Origin of the sequence: Vreelandella andesensis (genome assembly GCF_003989795.1) — a bacterium.
Lineage (GTDB): Bacteria > Pseudomonadota > Gammaproteobacteria > Pseudomonadales > Halomonadaceae > Vreelandella > Vreelandella andesensis.
The window spans coordinates 4951-26389 of the sequence record NZ_RZHG01000009.1 but is presented as its reverse complement, the minus strand read 5'-3'; the positions used below and the strand labels follow the sequence as shown (position 1 = coordinate 26389).

At 49.3% G+C, this 21439-nt stretch carries 26 protein-coding genes and 1 pseudogene; 18 read left to right on the top strand and 9 right to left on the bottom strand.

Features of this window, described 5'->3' with window-relative positions:
- Positions 1-60: 60 nt before the first annotated feature.
- The 3 genes from ELY33_RS17790 to ELY33_RS05045 all read right to left on the bottom strand — a co-directional run bounded on the left by ELY33_RS17790 (position 61) and on the right by ELY33_RS05045 (position 2330).
- On the bottom strand, positions 61-234 hold the full coding sequence (locus ELY33_RS17790; RefSeq protein ID WP_167470042.1) for a hypothetical protein: 174 nt from the start codon (positions 232-234) through the stop codon (positions 61-63).
- Between the two features lie 556 nt (positions 235-790).
- Positions 791-1564, bottom strand: coding sequence for a hypothetical protein (locus ELY33_RS05050; RefSeq protein WP_126944884.1), 774 nt, complete (start codon positions 1562-1564; stop codon positions 791-793).
- Between the two features lie 37 nt (positions 1565-1601).
- Complete coding sequence (locus tag ELY33_RS05045) at positions 1602-2330, bottom strand: tetratricopeptide repeat protein (protein WP_126944881.1); 729 nt, start codon at positions 2328-2330, stop codon at positions 1602-1604.
- Between the two features lie 137 nt (positions 2331-2467).
- Here ELY33_RS05045 and ELY33_RS05040 point away from each other — a divergent pair, with 137 nt between their 5' ends.
- The 8 genes and pseudogenes from ELY33_RS05040 to ELY33_RS05015 all read left to right on the top strand — a co-directional run bounded on the left by ELY33_RS05040 (position 2468) and on the right by ELY33_RS05015 (position 6765).
- The gene (locus ELY33_RS05040; protein WP_126944878.1) at positions 2468-2647 is read left to right on the top strand and encodes a ribbon-helix-helix domain-containing protein; all 180 of its coding nucleotides are present in this window, start codon (positions 2468-2470) and stop codon (positions 2645-2647) included.
- A 25-nt stretch (positions 2648-2672) separates the two neighbouring features.
- Entirely contained in the window at positions 2673-2834 is a 162-nt protein-coding gene (locus tag ELY33_RS17785; protein ID WP_167470041.1) for a hypothetical protein, read from the top strand.
- Positions 2835-2910: 76 nt separating this feature from the next.
- On the top strand, positions 2911-3045 hold the full coding sequence (locus ELY33_RS18195) for a hypothetical protein (RefSeq protein ID WP_279629864.1): 135 nt from the start codon (positions 2911-2913) through the stop codon (positions 3043-3045).
- Positions 3042-3581 (top strand): hypothetical protein, encoded by a 540-nt coding sequence (locus ELY33_RS05035; protein WP_126944875.1) that lies wholly within the window; start codon positions 3042-3044, stop codon positions 3579-3581. The genes ELY33_RS18195 and ELY33_RS05035 overlap by 4 nt, the downstream gene beginning before the upstream one ends.
- Positions 3578-4405, top strand: a complete 828-nt coding sequence (locus tag ELY33_RS05030; RefSeq protein WP_126944872.1) for a hypothetical protein — start codon at positions 3578-3580, stop codon at positions 4403-4405. The genes ELY33_RS05035 and ELY33_RS05030 overlap by 4 nt, the downstream gene beginning before the upstream one ends.
- Before the next feature lie 739 nt (positions 4406-5144).
- A complete protein-coding gene (locus ELY33_RS05025; RefSeq protein ID WP_126944869.1) occupies positions 5145-5561 on the top strand; it encodes a hypothetical protein in 417 nt (138 codons plus the stop codon).
- A 41-nt stretch (positions 5562-5602) separates the two neighbouring features.
- Positions 5603-5956 (top strand): annotated as a pseudogene (locus tag ELY33_RS05020) (IS4 family transposase); the annotation flags it as partial.
- 236 nt (positions 5957-6192) lie between these two features.
- Positions 6193-6765, top strand: a complete 573-nt coding sequence (locus ELY33_RS05015) for a hypothetical protein (RefSeq protein WP_126944866.1) — start codon at positions 6193-6195, stop codon at positions 6763-6765.
- Here ELY33_RS05015 and ELY33_RS05010 read toward each other — a convergent pair whose 3' ends face one another.
- Positions 6766-6993 (bottom strand): hypothetical protein, encoded by a 228-nt coding sequence (locus ELY33_RS05010; RefSeq protein WP_126944863.1) that lies wholly within the window; start codon positions 6991-6993, stop codon positions 6766-6768.
- A 62-nt stretch (positions 6994-7055) separates the two neighbouring features.
- A complete protein-coding gene (locus tag ELY33_RS05005; RefSeq protein ID WP_126944860.1) occupies positions 7056-7238 on the bottom strand; it encodes a hypothetical protein in 183 nt (60 codons plus the stop codon).
- Positions 7239-7503: 265 nt separating this feature from the next.
- On the opposite strand from ELY33_RS05005, the gene ELY33_RS05000 reads away from it, so the two are divergent.
- Complete coding sequence (locus ELY33_RS05000) at positions 7504-8004, top strand: hypothetical protein (RefSeq protein WP_126944857.1); 501 nt, start codon at positions 7504-7506, stop codon at positions 8002-8004.
- Between the two features lie 64 nt (positions 8005-8068).
- Here ELY33_RS05000 and ELY33_RS04995 read toward each other — a convergent pair whose 3' ends face one another.
- On the bottom strand, positions 8069-8695 hold the full coding sequence (locus ELY33_RS04995; RefSeq protein ID WP_126944854.1) for a tyrosine-type recombinase/integrase: 627 nt from the start codon (positions 8693-8695) through the stop codon (positions 8069-8071).
- Between the two features lie 320 nt (positions 8696-9015).
- Between ELY33_RS04995 and ELY33_RS04990 the strand changes: the two genes are divergently transcribed.
- From ELY33_RS04990 to ELY33_RS04980, 3 genes are all read left to right on the top strand, one after another.
- On the top strand, positions 9016-9930 hold the full coding sequence (locus ELY33_RS04990; RefSeq protein WP_167470040.1) for a DNA-binding protein: 915 nt from the start codon (positions 9016-9018) through the stop codon (positions 9928-9930).
- A 101-nt stretch (positions 9931-10031) separates the two neighbouring features.
- Positions 10032-10283: a hypothetical protein gene (locus ELY33_RS04985; RefSeq protein WP_126944849.1), complete on the top strand. Its 252-nt coding sequence runs from the start codon at positions 10032-10034 to the stop codon at positions 10281-10283.
- Between the two features lie 175 nt (positions 10284-10458).
- Positions 10459-11943: an SEL1-like repeat protein gene (locus ELY33_RS04980; protein WP_126944846.1), complete on the top strand. Its 1485-nt coding sequence runs from the start codon at positions 10459-10461 to the stop codon at positions 11941-11943.
- Positions 11944-12144: 201 nt separating this feature from the next.
- On the opposite strand, the gene ELY33_RS04975 is transcribed toward ELY33_RS04980, so the two are convergent.
- From ELY33_RS04975 to ELY33_RS04965, 3 genes are all read right to left on the bottom strand, one after another.
- Entirely contained in the window at positions 12145-12675 is a 531-nt protein-coding gene (locus ELY33_RS04975) for a hypothetical protein (protein ID WP_126944843.1), read from the bottom strand.
- 45 nt (positions 12676-12720) lie between these two features.
- Positions 12721-13689, bottom strand: coding sequence for a hypothetical protein (locus tag ELY33_RS04970; protein WP_126944840.1), 969 nt, complete (start codon positions 13687-13689; stop codon positions 12721-12723).
- Positions 13690-14156: 467 nt separating this feature from the next.
- Positions 14157-14666: a tetratricopeptide repeat protein gene (locus ELY33_RS04965; RefSeq protein ID WP_167470039.1), complete on the bottom strand. Its 510-nt coding sequence runs from the start codon at positions 14664-14666 to the stop codon at positions 14157-14159.
- Between the two features lie 86 nt (positions 14667-14752).
- Here ELY33_RS04965 and ELY33_RS04960 point away from each other — a divergent pair, with 86 nt between their 5' ends.
- The 6 genes from ELY33_RS04960 to ELY33_RS04935 all read left to right on the top strand — a co-directional run.
- The gene (locus ELY33_RS04960) at positions 14753-15172 is read left to right on the top strand and encodes a tetratricopeptide repeat protein (protein WP_126944834.1); all 420 of its coding nucleotides are present in this window, start codon (positions 14753-14755) and stop codon (positions 15170-15172) included.
- 705 nt (positions 15173-15877) lie between these two features.
- Complete coding sequence (locus tag ELY33_RS04955; RefSeq protein ID WP_208644204.1) at positions 15878-16744, top strand: replication initiation protein; 867 nt, start codon at positions 15878-15880, stop codon at positions 16742-16744.
- A 266-nt stretch (positions 16745-17010) separates the two neighbouring features.
- The gene (locus ELY33_RS04950) at positions 17011-17664 is read left to right on the top strand and encodes a nucleotide-binding protein (protein ID WP_126944831.1); all 654 of its coding nucleotides are present in this window, start codon (positions 17011-17013) and stop codon (positions 17662-17664) included.
- Positions 17661-17927, top strand: coding sequence for a hypothetical protein (locus tag ELY33_RS04945; RefSeq protein ID WP_126944828.1), 267 nt, complete (start codon positions 17661-17663; stop codon positions 17925-17927). The genes ELY33_RS04950 and ELY33_RS04945 overlap by 4 nt, the downstream gene beginning before the upstream one ends.
- Positions 17928-18271: 344 nt before the next feature.
- The gene (locus tag ELY33_RS04940; protein ID WP_244208563.1) at positions 18272-19741 is read left to right on the top strand and encodes a site-specific DNA-methyltransferase; all 1470 of its coding nucleotides are present in this window, start codon (positions 18272-18274) and stop codon (positions 19739-19741) included.
- On the top strand, positions 19738-21439 hold a 1702-nt coding region (locus ELY33_RS04935), incomplete at its 3' end, for a DEAD/DEAH box helicase (RefSeq protein ID WP_167470038.1). The genes ELY33_RS04940 and ELY33_RS04935, both read left to right, overlap by 4 nt.

Here is a 21439-nt window from a genome sequence, read left to right as displayed (position 1 = left end):
GGGTAATAGCATAACGTCCAAAGTACCGATCGGCGCGATCAGAAACGTCACCATGGACGTTTACCAGTTATCGAAGCCACCCCCTCCAACGCTATCACTCCCCATGCCACCGCTCCAGTCATCATGCCTAGTGCCGTAGTGGTTACCTGCGATATCAACGCCACCTGTAGTACCATCGACCATCGGTAGCCCGGTCGCGGGGTTAATCTCGTTATTATTGACGATGGAGTTCATATCCGAAGCACCTGTCCTGCCTACCCGGTACGTGAAGTCGTGGCCATGATGGAGCGAATGGGACTCAAGATGCAGGCTAAGCGGATGCGAGCGAAGTCACCAGGGTGTGACACATCCCCCCATAACCCCTTAGGGGATAATACCGAATGTGTCATACCTAGTGGCAATGGAAGGCCTGGCAAGAAGGCCAAGGGAAACCCCATTATTCGAGTCTACCAACCTATCGCCGGGAGTCTTATCGAAATGCAATAATGGGCAGACAGTCGCAACGCGGCCCGCAAAGTCGTTTCTGTGAATATCGCACCACGCACAGGCACTACCTCGACAGCGCTAGAACGCGAGATGCACGAGACGCTGCCAGCTTTTCATCGCGCTGTTGTACGCTCACTTACTGCTGCCTGACCCGTTAAAAAAGGCGCCCCATACGGGAAATCACGAAACGGGAAATCCGCTAAAACCCTCGTTCTCCGTGGCTCTCAGAGCAGACGAATAGTTATGACAGACAAAGAAAAGCCCGACCTTTGTGGGCGGGCTTTTCCTTTCTGCTTGGCGACAGTTAAAGGACTACAAAACCCAGTGTCACTATGGCAATAAGATCACTGATTGTATTTGCAACACCTTCCACCATAGCCTCAGCTGATAGCAGCACAGCGCCGGGGATGTTGAGAACGGTGTCTATAGGATTAAAAATCGTACCTACAATGATGCCTAAAATACTGTATGCGATTCCAATTCCTAACTCCATTAGATTGAATATAATACCAATTAGAGCATCGGCAAACTGAGTCTCTTGTCCTTTTTTCATACGCTCAATTTGATAACCCAGGTAACTAAGTTCTTTGGTAATTACATTGAAGGTGGCTCCCACCGCATAAGTAAGGTGAGAGGCTCCATCCCAAGCCCACAGTGTTGGCACGCCATTAGCATGATGGTCATAGGTGATGAAGTGAAAACCACGGGCATAGACACCTTGCATATAGGCTCTTTCAAGGCTGCTATTACCAATATTGAACCAAGGACGTTCTTTATCCCAAGGCTTGTCAATGGACCTATCCAGGTAATGATGCTCGGTGGCACTGATCCAAATCGTATTTTTTATATCACTGCCACCAGACTGTCGCTGGATGACATGCTGAGATTCACAGGATACTGTTCTTGTGGTGGTTAAAGACTCTACAGGATGCCGAATAGAGCAGTAGCCTTTTCCAATCATCTTGGTCATAGCTTCAGCCGGACTTGATATCACAGCCAAAAGCAAACATAGAGAGAGTGTAAAAGATTTCATATTTTCTGTTTTATCTTGAGTTTTGTGAGAATGAGTTATAAGCATGAAAAATAGCCAGATCGACCCGTTAAAGTCGATAGCATTATGGCCAAGTACTGAAATCGTCAAAGGACGGCAGTGGTGTACCTACACGCCATTCAGTGGCTAATTGCTGACCTTCGGCCACCTGTTCGCGTGATAGCACTTTCAAGATAATATCGCGATTGTTACGACCACCTTCATGGCCTTGAGCTGCCGCCAGAATGTTAAGCATGTAAGCCATGACTGGATTTTGGCTTACACCTTCGCCTTTGTAGTACATGAGCCCCAGTTGGTGATGAGCGGAACCATGTCCCTGCTCAGCGGCACGACTATACCACTGGGCGGCTTCGCTATAATTCTGGGGAATGCCGAGCCCCTCGTAGTACATAAACCCTAAATTTGACTGAGCGGGAGCATTTCCTTGTTCAGCGGCAAGGCTATACCACTGGACAGCCTCATTGTAATTTTGGGCAACTCCGAGACCGTCTTGATACATAAACCCTAAATTTGACTGAGCGAGAGCATTTCCCTGTTCAGCGGCAAGGCTATACCACTGGACAGCCTCACTATAATTTTGAGCAACTCCGAGACCATCGTTATACATGGTTCCTAAATTGAACTGGGCAGTAGCATATCCCAGGTCAGAAAGTGTCTTTAGATGCTCTACAGCAACAGCATAATCACCTTTAATATAGGCCTGAGACGCCTTATCAAATGACTGGCCAAAAGCTGGAAGAGGCCCGAGAGTAAGGGCCCCGGTGAGCAGGATGATCTTTCCGAGAAAGCGCATAAAAGCGAATCCTTTTGTTCTAAAAGACTTTCATCATATCAATTTTACTTAAGCTCCACAGAGTGAGTTTTTGTCTTAATTTGCGTTTGCCTATTACCTTGCTAACATGTCAGACATTGGCAGACAAAGAGATACCCATGAATAAATCAAAGCGCGTAACGGTGAGAATTAACGACGATGAGCACGAAGCTCTTGAGAAGATTGCGCAGCAGCAGCGAGAAATAACGGGGTTTACGGTAAGCACATCTGACGTGATTCGCGCTGCGGTCGCTGATTATGTACAGAAACACGCAAATAACGATAAAAGGGAGCAGTAATGGAGCAGCAACAAGACCGTTTTGAGTGCTTAACGGTTCTTCTTACAGAAAAATTTGCAGTATCGAGCATGATGACCTGACAGGGGTGGGAAAATCGCTTTTGGAAGAAGCTATGAGCGAAACGGCGCTTGGCGCAGAGGAGGATGCGCAGCTAGCGCTAGACCAAAAAGGCGAGAAAGCCGCGTAAGAATTTAGAGCGCCCAAGGGCAGGCGGCAACCTGACCCTTGAGCTACACAATCGACGCTGAATAGGAGCGACGACCATGAAGCACCATATTAACCTACCCGCGACTTTGGCTGCCCTAGTGGCTGTGCTGGCACTATATCGGCAGGAACGCATAATGCCCGCTATTATGGGCCTAGCACTTCAGCTTGCCCGCAAGGAGGCCACGGAATGAACCTACACGCTGTTGTGACTGACGACACCATAGACGCTGCCGATATAAGAGTCGCGCTAGAGGGCGCTGGCATTTACGCCGAGGTGACGCCGCTACACTTGCAAGCAGCGGCCAAGGTGGCCGCTGCTGAGATAGCCGATTACCCGGTTGGCCAGCAGAACAATGCCCGTGATTCGCTCATAGCCTGGATGGATGAGTTACTAGACGCCGCCGATGATGCGTGCTTAGAACGGATCGCTAAGAGCATTGCCAAGTTAAAGCGTGACCATGGTGAGCTAGCTACCTGGCGTTGCGATGGTGGCTACATTGCGCTGGACGTGCCAACGGTGTTTGTTGCCAGTGTTAGCCGTGCCTATGGTGCCAAGCGTGATATTGAGCTGCGCACACTTACCGGCCTACTGTTACCCCAGCTTGAACGAATAGCGCCTAGCATCCTGAAAGGCGTGTTGGGCGCTAAATACGCGGGCAACCGTGGCGACTATGAGCGCTTGGTGCTGGTGGCTTGCTGTGAATTAGTAGGAGAGGGAGCATCATGATTGAGCAACACCATTACGAAGCAGCGGCTGCTATTATCCGTGACCGTGTATTACTCCATGCAATGCCGCGCTCGCCTGAGTATCAAACTGGTAAAAAGTGCGCTTTAGCGTGGATATTAGCTGATCGCCCTCAAGGATCAGCTGACACTTGCCCACATGAGCCGGGAAGCGCTTCGTGTGACGCGTGGCTGGCTGGTTGGGATAGCGGGAAGGAAACAGGCCGTGACGTTTTACAAGAGATGTTGTCTGGCCGTGTATTACTCAATGAGGAAATACTTAACAGTCTTGCCACCATGCAAATGAGCACTCTTGCATTTAATTTGGCGGGCAATGAGGGTAGTGATAGTGGAGGCATGGAGTATGCCTTAGAAGATCCAGAAGACCATATGCGATGGAGGGAAGCCAACGTATTAGCCTTTATAGACAGTGAAATACCTGATGCTAGCGGGGAGGATATAGCGGCTACTATGGCGGCTCTCTATAGCGCATATGACGGAGCGATGGATGATTACTTTGATAGCCTTGAGCCTAAATATGGGGCAGTGGAAACTTGGGAAAACAAGAGAGGTTCTATTGCCCTCAACATTCCATTAAAGCTAGCTGAATGTTTGTCGCAGCCAGGTGCTGTGCCACATGAGCCAGGAGCCGAGGTGCTTGCTGAGGTTATAGAGCCTGAGATTAATCGCATACGGTACAGTATGATAATCGACACCCTAGTAGAGTCCGGTGTGTGGAGTGATGAAGAGTTGAACGAACCTGGTGGTGAAGGAGAAAACATCACCCGACTTGTGTGGCTTGCTGGCTGGGAGTTAAAGCGAAAATGAAAAATATGATGATTGTTTGAACCCCATCCCAGCGGGGTAAGTTATATATACTGTATCTAATAGATACTTTGAAATGCCCGCCATCGAGCGTAATGCTGTTCGGTTAAGACTTGCCGTCTCCAGAAAGCTCTAAGAAAATCCGGTATTCTCCATTGGATACCGGATTTTTTGTGCCTATTCAACAGACACTGCGTTTAAAAGCGATAGCGAGAAAACCGTTGCGCTCTGCCTGATCTCGGCCTACTTTTTTATCGAAGGCCACTACGAGCTCCGCAAGGAGGAGTGTGATATCGAAGCGACCCTGACGCGGACCCAGATGTTACTTGGGTGTCTTGAAATAGGAGCGGCTTCTTGTAAGCCAACTTAGGAGACCGTCGACCAAGTTCAGACATCGCCACGTGCCTTGGCGAGCTAGTCCGTCCTTGACGAGACTCGCCGCGTAGAGCTCGATGAGCTGTCCGTGGGGGCCATTCTTCAGGTGCCGGAGGCGCAAGCTCAGGGGGCCGGAACACCATCTTCGGGCGCAACGGATGTGAAGCATGGCGTGCCACTCATACCCTTGTTCTAGCAACCATCCCCGGATGTGCCAAACGGATTTGACCCAAGAGAAAGGTTGAACGTTCTGATCTGGAAGCATGGAGCACTGGTATGTTGCGGGCCAAAGCCCTCGGGATGTGCTCATGACTACCCGGAGAGGTTACTGAAACGATCAGTGCAGTAACAGTATGGAGCTAGAGGAATGATATTTGAAGAGAATGTCCAAGCGAAGCTTATTGCTACGACATTGATGGTTGGACTACTTGCAAGCGGCGCGTCATTGGCCACCCCGCAGGACGTGCGTACTAACGAGAATGGTACTGAGGCCGCGATGCAGGCGCCCACCCAAAGCGTTACTGCCCAGGAAGCACGTCTAGCATCTGCGAACGGTATCGTCCTACATTTTGGAGATGATATATCTGAAAGCATGGAAAAAGTTATTCAAGGGGGACTCCGTCTTGCTGGGTATGAAGCAGAGGTTTTTCGCGGTGGCCCTACCAGCCATATCACATTGTGCATAAATGAGCGGTGTGGCGAACGCAATTTTAGTGTTGATGCGGCGCACAGGTTTTTGCTTACTGTGCTGAACAATGTAGCTCCGGAGTATCGGAGTGAATAAGGTCAATGAATTTCCTGATTACTCATATTAATCAGCCGCCGCAAAATAATGCAGTGACGCTGCGTAGCAAGAAAGTCGAGTTGATCTATCAGGAAGTGTGGGGCTTGCTCTTGGCGTATAACGTGGTGCGGCGGGAGGCGAGTCAGGCCGCAGTGAGTCATGGTCGCGCGCCGTATCAAATCCGTTTTAAATCGGCCTACCAGTATATTGCGGCCCAACTGATCGTCATGGCAGCAGCACAACCGCTATCAAGAACGGAGGCACGGCTCTCAGAGTTGAGAGCTGGCGTAGCAAGTCTCTTCTTAGATGACCGTCCTCGCCCCTCAAGGCCGAGGACGGTAAAAATATCCAAAACCCGCTATCCGGTGAATCGCAAGGCTGCGCCGCTTAAGTGAACAGCATTACGCCATCGAGCGGGCTTTTTGTTCAATACAAAACTGACGCCATGGCACCCTGCCCCAGTGGTCACTAACCCCCCTAGCCCGCATTGCTTCGTTTAAAATCTCTTATAAGTCAAGTAATTAACATTACTTGTCATTGTGTAGGCGGCTCATAATAGGGTGGTTTAACATCGTTATGACTGACCTCAAAATGGTAAAATACAGGCATCGTTACCACCGGAAAAACGCCTATGTTTACCCACCGCTTCAACATTCCCCGGCCTGCCATCGAATCGACCCGCCGCGCCGTTCAATCGGCACGTTTCCGCGAGTCACTACGCCTGCGGGAAACGCTGGGCTACATTGCAGGCGACCGGGACGCCTTGACCGATTCGCCGCCTGCCCTGGTGCTAACCGGCCTGGAAGTTGATAGCAACGGCGCCGCCGTGGCGAGTCTGCAAACCCTGGCTACTACGGAAGGCAGGATTGTTCGCGCCCTGGTGGTGGGGCTTGAGCCTGGCGATTACCGTTTTACGCTTGCCCGCAACGAGCATGGCGAGATACTAGGCTTTGACTTCGCTCTAACCGACCTCGTGACCCGGCCCATTTTGCGCCGCGCGCTTGCGCACAATTTTGACGATCCAGCGGACATAGCGGACGTGTTGATCGACGCGCCGCGCCAGCCCGTAGAGTTGCCTGAGCGCCCGCGTAAGCCAGCCATGATTAGCGAGTCAGTTATTCACCGCGCGCGTGAGATTGAGCGCCAGCAAGCCCAGGAGCAGGCCCGCCGCAACGCTAAACCGCTTGGTTTCACGTTTGATTAGCTACCGGCGTAACCGGAAGTCCTGACGCTCCATGCAATAGCGAAGCATTTCCTGACCGTCTGCCTTGGATTGATCGGACATGCCAATTTCATAGCGGCATTCAGCGTAAGCGGTGCGCGTTTGCTCACGCGATACGCCTTCTTTGTACCAGCGTGGCTGAGATGCGGCACACCCTGCGAGGGTTATTATCAAACCGGCGATTGAGAGCTTGTAGATAGGTAAAGACATACTCTGCGTTCCTGAATCTGGTAGTGATAAGGCTTAATCTTGAGTTCCTGCTGTGCGATTGACTAGGTGGCTCCGTTACCAAACGACCATAGGATCAGCCCACCTACCAAGATGAAGGTAAACAGGCCGGCATCGGTCTGCTTGTCGGGTTCCTTTCGTAGCAGCACATCCATGACAAATACGCCGCAGCCCACCGGAAAGAATAGCAGCCCTGCCGTGGCCGCCAGACGGTGAGGCAGCGTCATTCCTGGCTCCGGGAAGAACCAGGTACCATAGATACCCACAGTCACTAGATAGACCAGGACCAGAACAGTGTTGGAATATTTTGCCCAGATGGGATCATCCTTAATCGGTGGAAATGTTGTGCTTGAGTCTACAGTACTGCATAAGAGCATCCAAAAAGTGCTTCACTGACCTTGATACCGCTGGCACTGATGGGTAGCGCGCGGCTAGACTTGTCGCACTGTGCGACACCCTATGCAACACCTCATGCGACAGGTTGCGACACCCATGCGATTAACGATAAGCGCCGCTGCCCGGCTCTATGGTATTCACCGCGCCACCCTGCACCGGCATATCAAAGCAGGCCGCTTGTCATACGTCTTTCAGCCTGACGGTAGCCGCGCTCTGGACTTGTCTGAGTTGATACGCTGTTATGGGGAGCCGCTTAACCAGCCGGAATGCGTGCGACAGGATGCGACAGGTGATGCAACACCCCATGCGACAGGCAACGCGACGCCCCACGATAGTCAGTTGCTAGACGAAATGCGTAAGCAAACGGCAGTGATCGAGCGCATGGCAGAACGCATCGAGCGCCTGGAAGCGGCCTTGCTGCGACTGCCAGCGCCAGCCGAGCCAACGCCACCGGCGGACACCCACGAAACCGAGCCCACCACGGAAACGGCGCAAAGTGTCCCACTCCAAGTGCCAGCGGATAGCGAAACCCGGCGCCAACCACCGAAAGATTTTAGCGATCTGCTCGCTCGCTTTGAGACTCGCACCCGGCACTAGCCCCCCCCTGCTAAACGTATACCGTTATCCTGCGTCGCTTGAACAAAATAACGGTATACTTGCCCTAGAAGGCTAACCGTTCGAACTGCTTACCAGAAAGCGCCGTGTACAGCACGGTGTTTTGGATGTTCGCGTGGCCCATGTACTGCTGCACCGTGCGAATATCCGTCCCGCTATTAATCAGGTGAACCCCGCAGGCATGGCGCAAGGCGTGGGGATTCCACTTCATCCCCAGGGCTTTCTCGCTAAGGCGGTGAAACATCTTCCTAAACCCGTCGATGCTGACCGGCGCGCCGCGCTCATTGACGAACACGTACCCATGCTGGCGCCCGCTGGCGTCCCGGTAACGCTTGAGTGCCCGGATGGTGTCGCCCTGGAGGGGGTGCGTGCCGTCCAGCGATCCCTTGGCGCGCTGCACCGTGACGGTGTGCCCGCTGTTTAGGTCGAAATGCTGCCACTTGAGCGCCACCAACTCGCTGATACGCAACCCATGCTCAAACGCCAGGCGAATCATCAGGGCGTCTCGTGGCCCGTGCCGGCTTTTCCTGGCCGCCTTAATGAGCTGGTGGACTTCCTCGCGCGTCAGGAATTTCCGCCCGCGCGCTTCATCGTTATCCGAGCGGGTGCGCACTGTCCGGCTTTCAGTGGTTGGGTGCAGTGTGACCACGTTACCCGATGCCGCGTCATTCATGGCGTTCTCCTTGCTTTGTTTTGCCAACTGTCCGGCTTCTAGTCAAAACCCGGATAGTGATAGCACCCTTAACGACGGTGAGCAACCCACCAAACGCCAACGACGGCCACATTCTGGCAATAGGGTCACCCAGTGTTGTGGCTTGGCGGTGCCTTAGAGCGCCAGCTCGTGCGAGGTTTAGTACGCCAATCGGGGGCAAGGTGTTAAACAACACGGCATATCACCCCGCTCCAATGCGGGGGGGAAATCGGAGACACTTCAGAATTTATTGTATGTTGTATTATGCTACATACAATAAATATGCACGAGGAGAAATGACCATGGCACTGACACACGAGCAGGTTCACTCGACCGCTGATCAGATCGCCGCTCAGGGCGAGAAACCAACCTTGGCGTCAATACGCAAAGCACTTGGTGGCGGTTCGTTCACTACCATTTCAGAAGCGATGCAGAGTTGGCGTCAGCAGCAGCAAAAAGAGCATGCCTTAGCCGAAATCCGTGTCCCTGAGGCAGTGACAGAACGTCTTCAGCAACTGCAGGCAGCGGCTTGGCGAACGGCGATGGAAGAAGCCGAGCGACGCCTTTCCGCCGAACGGGCGGCCCTTAACGAATCTCAGGCATCTGCCCAAGCAGCGGTTCACGAAGCCCAGGAGGCGGTCAACACACTCGAAACGGAAGCTGAACAAAAAGATACGGATGTTCGACGCCTACAAACACAGGTAGAGACCGCTGAGGCGGTAGCGAAAGACGCGTTATCAGGGAAACGCGAAGCACAACAGCAACTCGATAGCACGAAAGCACAGTTGGAAGAACGCATCGCCGGCTTAGAGCAACGCCTGACTGATGCTATTGAAGCACGTAAAGCGGCTGAGCAACGGGAAGTGGCAGCCAACGAGAAGTTAACAGCGCGTGATGATAAGTTAGAAGCACTGCGTGATCGGCTCGCGGAAGCTGAGACAAAGATCGCGACCGCTGAGGCACGGACTGATGAACGAGCAGAGGCCTTACGTACTGAGGTAGCACGTCACCAAGAAGAGGTTGCCCAGCTTAACGCGACAGTGAAAGCGCAGGAAACCCAGTACCAAGAACAGCTTTCTTCCATGCAGACCGATCTCAATTCAGTGCGACAGACCATCCAGAAAATCGAGCAAGCCTACACTGATGAAAAGGAGAGGGCCGAAACGCTGGAGAGGGAACTGGCGGCTGTAGCTTCTCCACCGTCATCTGAACGTTAACAAACGGTGCTGGAAAGCTCTGTGGCGATGGTCTTCGCCCATCATTCAGCACTTGCGGTAAACAGGTTTAAAGGAAGTTTAGAAAAAGGCGACAAGCGAACATGGGTATAACAGAACAACACTACGAAGCAGGGACTAGGTTGCTGGGAAAACACCACCCCAGTACTGATTCCCATAGAGACACCTACCGGCGAGGCTACCTCGATGCGGTGGCATGGCACCTCGCTGGAAGACCAGATACTGACGAAGACTACTACCGCTATACACCGGGCACCGTATCCCGAGATGCCTGGGCATACGGCTGGACTGAGGGACAGCAATTTGCCTCGTCATTGGGCAAAACTTCGGCCTGATGGGGGCACCCTTGGGGGCATCTTCCTTGCTCAACAACGCAAAAAGCCCTTGTTGGCGGGATTTCAGGATTTGGATCCGGTGGAGGACGTAGCCATCATAGTTTTATTTAGGTTGCTTACTTTCATACTTACTACTCTATATCTTAGTGAGATATACGCAAAATGAGTTGGATTAATGAAACAGCTGAGCAAAACCATAATCATTGCAGGGCTCACTGCCCTTGTAACTTTTCCGGCGTTTGGACAATCATTTGAAGCAGGCTGGGAGGCTGCCAATAGCGGTGACTATGCAACTGCTTTAAAAAACTGGAAACCTTTAGCAGAGCTGGGAGATGCCAAAGCTCAATTCAACTTGGGGTACATGTACAGCGAAGGCCAAGGGGTTCCCCAAAATTACAACGCAGCCTCTGAATGGTTCCGCCGTGCTGCTGAGCAGGGAAATACCTCAGCTCAGTACTATTTGGGAAAAATATATAAAGATGGCCAAGGAGTTGCCCAAGATTACAGCGAAGCCGCTAAATGGTTCCGCCGTGCTGCTGAGCAGGGAAGCGCTTTAGCTCAGTACATTCTGGGAAAAATGTATAAAGATGGCCAAGGCGTCCCGCAAAATGACAATGAGGCCGTCTCTTGGTTCCACCTTGCCGCTGAACAGGGAAGTTCTTTAGCCCAGAATAGTCTGGGAAATATGTATGACAACGGCAGGGGCGTTCCGCAAGATTACAGCGAAGCCGCTGAATGGTATCGCCATGCTGCTGAACAAGGATATGTCTTAGCTCAACACAATTTGGGGATGATGTATCAGGGTGGATGGGGTGTTCCGCAAAATTACAGTGAGGCCGTCTCTTGGTTCCGCCTTGCCGCTGAGCAAGGATATGCCTCAGCTCAACTAGATATCGGAATCATGTACAGTCGTGGCCAAGGGGTTCCCCAAAATTACAGCGAAGCCGCTGAATGGTACCGCCGCGCTGCTGAACAAGAATATGCCTCAGCTCAACTCAATCTTGGAAACATGTACAATTATGGCCAAGGGGTTCCGCAAAATTACAGTGAGGCCGTCTCTTGGTACCGCCTTGCCGCTGAACAAGGATACGACTTAGCTCAATACAATTTGGGGATTATGTATGAGAACGGTCAAGGCATCCCGCAAAATTACAGTGAGGCCGTCTCTTGGTATCGTCGTGCTGCTGAACAAGGACATGACTTATCTCAGTACAATCTGGGGAGCATGTATCGGGATGGCAAGGGCGTTCCTCAAAATTACAGTGAGGCCATCTCTTGGTTACGCCTTGCCGCTGAACAAGGGTATGCTAAGGCTCAGTACAACTTGGGGACCATTTATGGCAACAGCCATGGCGTTCCTCAAGATGACAGTAAGGCAGCTTCTTGGTATCGCCTTGCCGCTGAACAAGGGTATGCCAGTGCTCAGTTCAATTTATCGGTTTTGTATTGGGATGGTGAAGGCGTTACCAGTAACCCTGTTATGAGTCACATGCTAGAAATTTTAGCGGCAGCCCAAGGAATAGAAAATGCTAAGACAAACCGCGACATTAAATTAGAGCTATTGTCGCGCGAGCAAATAGCTGAAGCTCAACGTATGGCAACTGAATGGCGTGTTGGTACTCCGCTCCCATACTACGATGACTTCACCACCTGGCCTTAAGCCACCTGACGAACGATCAAAGAGCCCACTGTAAGTGGGCTTTTGTATGCCTGACAGTCAGGTTCTTCAGGATTACGCGCCTTATCATCTGTGCTGTTTTGGATACCCTAGAGTTACTGATACGAAAAACGGCCTAGTTCTTGCCCAAAAGCAGATGATCCAGGCCATCATAGCTGTATTGGTAGGGAGTATAAGCTTTTGCTACAAGCCAGCATCAACACAGTCTTGCTCAGCAGTCACCACTTCACCGATTTGACTGCCATCATTTGAGTGATAAGTATCAACGTAGCGTAGTTTACCAAGTTCAAGTGTTTGACGAATATCTGGGTTATTGCACTTGATAGTATGTTGATTGCTTATAATGTTTTCTAGTACCTCTTCTCTACCCCCCAGTGCCTGAATGTCCTGAGAAGTCTGGTTGAGGAATGTGTAAGAGCTGCGTATCGTAAGCCCTTCCCCGAGCACAACATTATCAAGGCGAATTGTCTCATCTGCATTTGCCATCCTTGGGAGAGTTGAGCGCATGCCATCGATATTCTCCTGAAGACGTCCCCGCATATCAGCTACATAGTCCGCTTGCTGTTTTTCTCTTACCGCAACTGCGGTCAAAGATCGGTCGTCTTCATCCATTAAAATTTTGTCGGAACTGGACAGCATGACGAAAAAGAAGATGACATTGATAGAAACAATAATGCCAATAATTGTGAGGGCTTTCTTAAAAAAAGATTCCATAGAATACTAAGACCTAAACTCGCACGAGGTGAGATTGCCAATCCTTTACGTCAATAATATAGTTGAAAAAGTTATGACCAAGCCCGCTAACGACCATCCTAACAACACATTCGCCATGGACTCTGGATTCCTTTTCTTCTCAAAGAGCGAAAAGAGCGCCAAGTGAATAACCACAAAAGGTAGGCCGACCCTGCCAGCACCCTCAGACAAAATATTGAAAAGGACATCCTGCTCTGACGCTAGTACAAATAATCCAAACTCAAATCTTCCTGCCATTTCAGATAACGTGGCGGCCGCTGCGACGAAGACTCCAATAGCTGGCAATAAGAGAGCCATAATTAAAGTAAACTTTGATAGTCTCCCCTTAAATACTGAGTAACCTAGGTAAATGTATACCAAACATACATACACGATTAGAGCAAGCGGCGGGACTAGCATCCCCAAAAAAAACAAATTCCTTAGCAGCTCGCTATCTCCAGGCTCATATCGATAGCTCAAAGTTGTAAATGAAAATAAAGTGGCTACTTCAAGAAGAACGAATAATAGCGGCAAACGGTGGACATACTTCCGCTTTTGTTTGTAAAGCTCAATCAGGCAGTATTGGAAAGATTTATTCCCCATAATATCGCTAAATGATCTTTTGATGACATCGTCATCCTGCGTCTGATCGAGGCCAGCAGCTTCACAATCCTCGGCCTTCCCGGCCCCTTCAATCTGAGCAGCTGAACTTTGAGATGAAAGCTCAGCACTCATAACGGGACGACCACCCCTGAATCCTTCGTAAATCCATTGGCCGATGTGAAAAGCGATTCTTAGCCCGACTGGCGGAAGAACTATCCAGGCCAGTACGGCCAAAAGAATGAGAGTGACCTCCGTATCGTATCCGTACCGTATGAATTCCGGATAGACCTTAACTGTGATAAAGACGATACCAACTATGATTCCGCCAATAACCCATATCATGTTGGCTGCCACCCACAATCTACGCCACCCTTCTTTATTCCTTGTATTCAAACTACTTCCTTAATCTTTAGTTTCTAATATCGATTAGGATGATCTGATCTTCTTTTCTTTGACCAGGCCAGGAATTTCTCTAGCACCGCAAAGTAAAACCAAAGCGGGAAATGCAGGCCAAAGCGTTAGCTGCCCGTATGGAGGCCCTAGAGAGCCAAAAGGTAACGTAGGAGGTGTATCGGCGAGCCAGGAGGCATTTGAATGGCCCCTAGTGGGTCATTCGTCAATTATAGACGCGGAAATAATTGGCTATAAAATGGCCTAAAACGCCAAAAATTCAAGATTATTCGCCTTATCAAGGACGTCATAGTCAGTCCACAAATGCAAAATTCCCTTAACAGCGGGCATAACCAACGAACGACGCTGTATTAATTAAAATAATGAAGATTTACCGCTACGAAAAACGGCCTGCCCCTCGCTTAAAAAAAGAGGTTCAGGCCGTCAAAACCTTATCGGCTGGGGTATAGTCACTCTTCAAAATGATTAAAATCACTACAAGTTGGAAAATCTTCACCAACGTGCCAGCTTAATGTTATTTTCTGTCCCTCCGAAACTTGATTACGCTCCAATTTTTCTAAACTTAAATTCCTGTTTTTACAGGCAATTTTATGTCCTTGTGCTGCTGATAAGCTTTCTAAAACGTAAGCCATTGTCGGACTAAAGGGAACTCCTAAGCCAGATTTATATAAAAGGCTGAGGTAAAACTGTCCATTTGAGCTACCTTGAACAGCAGCTTTTTTATACCATTTTGCAGCTTCCGCATGGTTCTGTGGTACACCTTGACCATTTTCATACATGATTCCAAGAGTTATCTGAGATTGAATATCACCATTTTCTGCAGGAATAAATAACATATCGGCTGCAAGTTCATAATTTTTGTTGTTATACGCTTTATGCCCATATTCTTCAGATGTATAACGGTTGAAAGAAGTTAAGCTAATGTAAATTTTTAATAATATATTTTTTAAACTTTCCATTTTTATCCGCATCTTAATTTTTTAGATAATTTCTATTAGTATAATTTTTACAATTCAATATTACTTTTTTAGAGTAAGTTGAAATAATGAAAAAATTGAGTAAAGCCAACCTAGTTACATGGATCACCGCACTTTTAGCTTTTCCAGCTTTTGGGCAATCTTTTGAAGTAGGTTTAGAGGCTGCCAGTAGTGGTGATTATGCAACGGTTTTAGAAAACTGGCGACCTTTAGCTGAACAGGGAGATACAGTTACTCAGTACAACCTTGGGATAATGTATGCTCGTGGCGAAAGCGTTATCCAAAGTTATACCGAAGCTGCTACCTGGTATTGCCTTTCCGCTGAGCACGGATATGCAAATGCCCAGTACAACTTGAGGGTAATGTATGCTCGTGGTCAAGGTGTCATACAAAACTATACTGAGACTGCTTATTGGTACAGGCTTGCTGCTGCGCAGGGAGATGCAGGTGCTCAAAACAACTTAGGAAACAAGTATTTTGGCGGCTAAGGTGTTACGCGAAATTACGCTGAGGCTGAGGCGCGACAGATGGCAACTCAGTGGCGTGTTGGTACCCTACTTCCAGACTATGATGATTTCACTACTTGGCTCTGACTGATCCCACGGTGAGTGGTTTTTTTGTACTTAAAAAGGCCGATTTTCAGGATTGTCCGTCATATCGTGAGTGTTTTGAGGTGGGGTTATGCCACGCAGTGAGCGCGGTAAACTGATCACGCCCCTGCCGCTAGAACGGCCTCTAAGGCCTATAGGAAGCGTTTCAGCTCGCATCCCCACCCTATTCTGTCAGACAGGGGGTTTTTTGTTTCTGTGCTATTTCTCGCTTCTTAAACCCGGTTACCAGCAATCACTTTGGCTGTGCCCTTGAGGTGCAGCCAATCTATGCCGTCTTTGATTTCATTGAGAATCTCAAAAGGGGATAGATTTGTGGTTGCTTGAGGTAGGGCTTTGATCAAGCAAAATGCAGGGTTTTCCTTTTATGTCCTTTTCCCTTTTAACCTTTTAGTCTTTTCAAGTTATTGAAATATAAAGGGTAATGAGTTAATAAAGGGACAAAATGGCTGTTAAAAGCGGACAAAATGGCTGTTAAAAGCGGACAAAATGGCTGCCATAAAAGGGACAGAATGGCAGTGAAGTGTGACATCAATAGTGGTCATGTCCTATAGTTATGTCACATTAATTAACGAGCAGTTTTCTATGTCCAAAAATGGTGCCTCTAGCGCAGAGCTGATCGTCAAATCAAATGCCCTTATTGAAGCTGCTCACAGCTTGACGGTAGCGGAAAGTAAATTAATCCTAGCCGCCATTGCTCAGGTACGAAGGGATGAGTCTATTACGGATGAAGTTCGCTACATTGTTACTGCAAACGCACTGGCAGATATGGGTGGGTTTAAGGCTAATCACGAGTACCGAGCGTTAAAGCAAGCCTCAGCGCGCCTCTGGGAGCAGACAATACGGATCACTGAGTACCCTAATGGGAAAGGAGCTAGACCTCGCATTTTGCTTACTCGATGGGTACAGAGCATTATCTATCGGGAAGATGAGGGAGCTGTCGAGATTCGTTTTGCCAAAGACATTATTCCTTATCTAAATCAGCTGACTGCGGAATTTAGTCAGTATCGTCTTCAGAATGTCTCCGGCATGACTAGTAGTTACGGTGTCCGCTTATATGAGCTTTTGGTGCAGTGGCGAAGCCGTGGTGAACGCGAGGTAGAAATTGGTTGGCTCCGTCATATCCTTCAAATAGAAGATAAATACCCTTCTATCCGTGATTTAAAGAGACGCGTTCTTAGCCCAGCCGTAGAGGACGTCAACGAGCATAGTGACCTCAGTGTTAGCTTAGGCCAACGTAAAACTGGTCGGAAGGTCACCCATATACAGCTCAAATTCTGTCCAAAAAAAGATGCGGCGCTTTCCACTGAGCATTCCCAAGAAGGTAACCGGCCCAATGGCGAGCCTTTCATGTTTGGCTATCCTAAATACCTGCTGGATAACTCAGCACGCCCTGGGGAGACCTATGAGCAGGTTGCTAGACGTCTTCGATCCAAGCGTTCTTCAGGTTAGAGCCGGAAAATTCCAGCTGGAGATTAATAATGAGCGGACAAAATGGCTGTGCCAGATCCTCTGTATCTTTGGGCAATGTTTTAAGTTCTTTGGACGGGGGCAAACTTTTGGAGTTTCTCGTCGTATAAGCAAAGCTACAAATGTGTTTATGTACAAAAACTCATAAGTACAAAAACAAAAAAGATTCATGCAATAATGTACACATGTAATAAAGTGCATAGTGACTTTTGTACGTTAGTACTACCCAGAGATCCAAGGAGCTTACATTGATTATCGGGCTATGTTGTGAAAAAGGAGGAACTGGTAAGAGTTCGCTTGCCCAATCTTTCGCGACGTATCTACTGACAGAGCAAGATGTTGACGTATTACTGGTAGATGCTGACCCACAGCGAACAACAGCTGATTGGGCCTCGGAGCGATCTGAAACAGGCCTTGCCCCCCTTCCTTGTGTTCAGCTCAGTGGCAATATCACCAAAGACCTTTTGGGCTTACAAGAGCGCTATAGCGTTATTGTTGTTGATACCGCAGGCACCGACTCTAAAGCCATGCGTTCAACGCTTTCCGTCGCCGATATCGTACTGATCCCCTTCCGGCCTAAGCGTCGCGATTTGAAGGTCGCACCTTCGATGGCCGAGCTATGTGAAACCATGCAGGCAGGTAACCCGGGATTGATGGTGCGCAGTGTGGTAACTCAGACGCCCACGTTACCCAATCAGGGCTATCGAATTCAGAACGCCAAGAAGCTGCTTCAAGAACTCGGTTTGAATCCACTTATCCATACAACACGAAATCTGAACAGTTGGGATGATGCTGAAGAGTCAGGCTGCTCCGTACTTGAGTATGCGGGAGATCATAAGGCGGGAGACGATGCCCGGGCTGTATTCAATGAAATATTGGAAGCATTGAGGAAGGTTGAATGAGTAAGGGTGAATATAGCGATTTGCTAAAAAACCGGAAGCGTAGCGCTGCTGATATCGAGAGTAGACCCGCTGATATGGATAAAATCATTTCAGGCGCAAAATCAGATGGCAGTGGCAACGCAGTTCCTCATGAGCCACTAAAGCGTATTGGTGCTCAGATACCAACATCGACTTATAAGGCGCTAAAGAAAAAAGCGCTGGAGAACGATACGAACGTCACGACCTTGATACGAGAATGGGTCGATGAGTACGTATCAAATTAGAGAAATAAAAAAGCACTAATGTACATTTGTACTTTTGTGAATTAATACATAATTGTTAATGTGTTTTAGTTCATTATTGTAAAGACACATTCCGGCCTGGCATCTGTTCTACCTGATGCCTTCAAGGAAGCCTTGGAATCGATGGTTGAGTTATTACCTCAGCAAAGGCAAAAGCGAGGCTCAGCATCGCTGATCTAGCCGTTGGTGAATGATTTTGTCCAAGAATAATGGGCAACTTCAAGAAGACAATACGTTGCTAAGGAACATACGAGCATATGCCCATACTGCGATGGCTGACCCGAGATGAAGACGTGCGCGCCGCTGAAAAGGTGCCCTATCGCTTGATGGAAGAAGCGCCCGAGTTTAGCTACGGTGACAAAAATTCAGGAAACATGCTCATCCAGGGCGATAACCTCGACGCCCTCAAGGCACTGCTGCCCTATTACGCTGGGCAGATTAAGTGCATCTATATCGATCCGCCCTACAACACCGGCTCTGCCTTTGAACACTACGATGACAACCTAGAGCATTCCAAATGGCTGGCTATGATGTGGCCCCGGTTGGAGTTACTTCAGGAGCTGTTAGCTGAAGATGGTTCTATCTGGATAAGCATTGATGACCGAGAAAGCCATTACCTCAAAGTCATCATGGATGAAGTTTTTGGACGAAAGTGTTTTCTCGCGAATGTAGTGTGGCAAAAGCGCTACTCGCGTGAAAATCGGGGTGTTTTGGGTGATGCACATGAGCACATACTTGTTTACGTAAAAAACGAAACACTGTTTAGAGCTAGAGCCAACAGAATACCCTTAGATGAAAGGCAGTCTAAAGTTTATAGAAATCCTGAAAACGCACGTGAAACTGATCCTACGAAGAGGTGGCGTGGGCTTCCAATGACTGCGCAAGGCTATCGGCCAAACCAGATGTACAAAATAGTCGCACCTAATGGGAAAGTTCATTACCCACCAGAGGGGCGCTGTTGGTCAATGGTTGAAAGTGAATTCAAAAAAAAACTGGCTAACAATCAAATATACTGGGGTAAAAATGGAGATGCAGCACCGAGTGTAATCCGCTATCTGTCGGAAGTTTCTGGAGTCGTGCCCTGGACATGGTGGCCACACGATGATGCCGGTCATACAGACGAGTCAAAAAAAGAGAGCATAAGAATATTTGGTGGCAGCAATACTGCTGACACTCCAAAACCAGAACGGCTGATACAGCGTGTACTACAGATAGCATCAAACCCTGGCGATCTCATTCTTGATAGCTTCCTTGGCTCAGCCACTACTACCGCTGTTGCCCACAAAATGGGCCGTCGATATATTGGTATCGAAATGGGCGAGCACGCCGTCACGCAATGCGTCCCCAGGCTCAAAAAAGTTATTGATGGCGAGCAAGGTGGTATTTCTGAGGAGCAAAGCTGGCAGGGAGGAGGAGGTTTCCGCTTCTATCGGCTTGGCCCCCCCGTGTTTACAGAAGACGGCCAAATTCAGCCCGATATTAAATTCCCAGTATTGGCCGCTCATATCTGGTTTACCGAGACGAGTACCTCGTGGGCGAAGCCGAATGATCAAACGCCGTTTCTTGGCAGCCATAATGGCCATGGGTATGCCCTTCTGTATAACGGTATTTTAGGTGATAAAGCAGCTTCCAACGGGAACGTGCTCACTCGCAAGACGCTAGCCGTGATTCGCGCTTCACACTTTGAAGGGCCTATGACCATTTACGGCGAGCGCACCATGCTGTCAGAGGCAACGCTTAACGCTGAGCAGATCGAGTTCAAGCAAACCCCTTACGATGTTAAGGCGCGCACATGAAGTTAAAGGATTACCAACACGCCTCGCTCGATACGTTAAAAACCTACCTGGAAGAGGCGAGGGTAATTGGCCCACAAGAGGCATACAAAAAAATTACCGAAAAGCCCGAGGTAGCCGCACGACTACGTGGTTATCAGACTAAGTACACACCAGTCAAAACGCTGCCAGACACACCTTATGTTTGCCTACGCCTACCCACCGGCGGCGGAAAGACGATTCTCGCCGCTCACTCAATTGCGGTGGCCAAAGATGCTTGGGTAGAAAAAGACTTCCCCTTGGTGCTCTGGCTAGTACCCACCAACACCATTCGTATTCAAACGGCTGAGGCTCTTAAGAACCCTCGCCACCCCTACCGAAAAGCCCTGGATGAGGCTTTTGGTGGGCGCGTGCGCATTTTTGATATCGGCGATTTCACCCATATCAAGCCTCACGACCTTCGCTCCAATCTCTGCGTGGTTGTGGGTACGGTACAAACGCTGCGCGTAAGCAATACCGATGGGCGCAAAGTGTATGCGCATAACGAAGAGATGGAACCACACTTTTCAGCAGTTTCTCCTCAAACACCGGAGCTAGAGCGCACCGAGAAGGGCAATATTAAATTCAGCTTTGCTAACCTGATGCACCTGTACCAGCCATTGGTGATCATGGATGAAGCCCATAAGGCAGGCTCCAAGCTCAGCCAAGAAGTTTATGAGCGTATCAACCCGATAGCACTCATCGAATTTACCGCCACGCCCAAGGGATTTAATAATCTGCTTCACTCCGTAACTGCTCAGGAGCTGAAAGATGAAGAGATGATCAAGATGCCTGTGGTGTTGGGCGAAGCTGAGACATGGCAAGGGGCGGTTAACTCGGCCATTTTGAAGCGCGCCGAGCTACAAGAGCACGCTGAACGCGACCGAGAAGCTTATATTCGCCCTATCGTGCTCTTTCAGGCACAAAAAAAAGGCGAAGAGGTCACCGTGGAGGTGCTGAAGCAGCACCTGATCGACAATGAAAATATTGATCCAAATAAAATTGCAGTGGCCACTGGCGCGCAACGCGAATTAGACGGCATCAACCTATTCAAGCCTGATTGCCCTATCGAGTACGTCATCACAATCGAAGCGCTCAAGGAAGGCTGGGACTGCTCTTTCGCTTATGTTTTTTGCTCGGTGGCCAATATTCGTAGTTCTACCGATGCTGAGCAGCTCCTTGGCCGCGTACTACGAATGCCTTACGCCCAGAAACGTAAAGAAAAAGCGCTGAATAAATCCTACGCCAAGCTGGTTTCAAAACGCTTTATGGATGCCGCCCACAACCTGCGCGATAAACTCATTGATATGGGCTTTGAGGAGAGTGAGGCAGAGGACAATATCGAAGCCGAACAGCTCGGCCTTGATAATGGGGTGTTTGGGCGGCAGCCTAGGCCCACCCCGACGATGAAAGTCGCCATTCAGGCCAGCCAGGAAGAAGCCAGCAAGATGAACACGGCGGTGCCATCGAAAGTACAAGTGACTTTTGATGAGAGCGGCAAGAGCCACGTGGAAGTAAAGGGCTTCCTCAAACCCGAAGAAACCAACACGTTGATCAGCTATGCCCCTGAATCGCTTAAGCCGCAGCTTCAGCAAAGCATCAACGAGCACCACGCTAAATACCAGCACGAGATACCACCCTCACAGAAGGGAGAAACCTTCACGCTGCCTCGCTTGATGGTCT

What these genes read in the sequence shown, in the direction of transcription:
- ELY33_RS17790 (WP_167470042.1), bottom strand. Translation starts at nt 234, where the DNA reads ATGAACTCCATCGTCAATAATAACGAGATTAACCCCGCGACCGGGCTA.
- ELY33_RS05050 (WP_126944884.1), bottom strand. Translation starts at nt 1,564, where the DNA reads ATGCTTATAACTCATTCTCACAAAACTCAAGATAAAACAGAAAATATG.
- ELY33_RS05045 (WP_126944881.1), bottom strand. Translation starts at nt 2,330, where the DNA reads ATGCGCTTTCTCGGAAAGATCATCCTGCTCACCGGGGCCCTTACTCTC.
- ELY33_RS05040 (WP_126944878.1), top strand. Translation starts at nt 2,468, where the DNA reads ATGAATAAATCAAAGCGCGTAACGGTGAGAATTAACGACGATGAGCAC.
- ELY33_RS18195 (WP_279629864.1), top strand. Translation starts at nt 2,911, where the DNA reads ATGAAGCACCATATTAACCTACCCGCGACTTTGGCTGCCCTAGTGGCT.
- ELY33_RS05035 (WP_126944875.1), top strand. Translation starts at nt 3,042, where the DNA reads ATGAACCTACACGCTGTTGTGACTGACGACACCATAGACGCTGCCGAT.
- ELY33_RS05030 (WP_126944872.1), top strand. Translation starts at nt 3,578, where the DNA reads ATGATTGAGCAACACCATTACGAAGCAGCGGCTGCTATTATCCGTGAC.
- ELY33_RS05025 (WP_126944869.1), top strand. Translation starts at nt 5,145, where the DNA reads ATGATATTTGAAGAGAATGTCCAAGCGAAGCTTATTGCTACGACATTG.
- ELY33_RS05015 (WP_126944866.1), top strand. Translation starts at nt 6,193, where the DNA reads ATGTTTACCCACCGCTTCAACATTCCCCGGCCTGCCATCGAATCGACC.
- ELY33_RS05010 (WP_126944863.1), bottom strand. Translation starts at nt 6,993, where the DNA reads ATGTCTTTACCTATCTACAAGCTCTCAATCGCCGGTTTGATAATAACC.
- ELY33_RS05005 (WP_126944860.1), bottom strand. Translation starts at nt 7,238, where the DNA reads ATGACGCTGCCTCACCGTCTGGCGGCCACGGCAGGGCTGCTATTCTTT.
- ELY33_RS05000 (WP_126944857.1), top strand. Translation starts at nt 7,504, where the DNA reads ATGCGATTAACGATAAGCGCCGCTGCCCGGCTCTATGGTATTCACCGC.
- ELY33_RS04995 (WP_126944854.1), bottom strand. Translation starts at nt 8,695, where the DNA reads ATGAATGACGCGGCATCGGGTAACGTGGTCACACTGCACCCAACCACT.
- ELY33_RS04990 (WP_167470040.1), top strand. Translation starts at nt 9,016, where the DNA reads ATGGCACTGACACACGAGCAGGTTCACTCGACCGCTGATCAGATCGCC.
- ELY33_RS04985 (WP_126944849.1), top strand. Translation starts at nt 10,032, where the DNA reads ATGGGTATAACAGAACAACACTACGAAGCAGGGACTAGGTTGCTGGGA.
- ELY33_RS04980 (WP_126944846.1), top strand. Translation starts at nt 10,459, where the DNA reads ATGAAACAGCTGAGCAAAACCATAATCATTGCAGGGCTCACTGCCCTT.
- ELY33_RS04975 (WP_126944843.1), bottom strand. Translation starts at nt 12,675, where the DNA reads ATGGAATCTTTTTTTAAGAAAGCCCTCACAATTATTGGCATTATTGTT.
- ELY33_RS04965 (WP_167470039.1), bottom strand. Translation starts at nt 14,666, where the DNA reads ATGGAAAGTTTAAAAAATATATTATTAAAAATTTACATTAGCTTAACT.
- ELY33_RS04960 (WP_126944834.1), top strand. Translation starts at nt 14,753, where the DNA reads ATGAAAAAATTGAGTAAAGCCAACCTAGTTACATGGATCACCGCACTT.
- ELY33_RS04955 (WP_208644204.1), top strand. Translation starts at nt 15,878, where the DNA reads ATGTCCAAAAATGGTGCCTCTAGCGCAGAGCTGATCGTCAAATCAAAT.
- ELY33_RS04945 (WP_126944828.1), top strand. Translation starts at nt 17,661, where the DNA reads ATGAGTAAGGGTGAATATAGCGATTTGCTAAAAAACCGGAAGCGTAGC.
- ELY33_RS04940 (WP_244208563.1), top strand. Translation starts at nt 18,272, where the DNA reads ATGGAAGAAGCGCCCGAGTTTAGCTACGGTGACAAAAATTCAGGAAAC.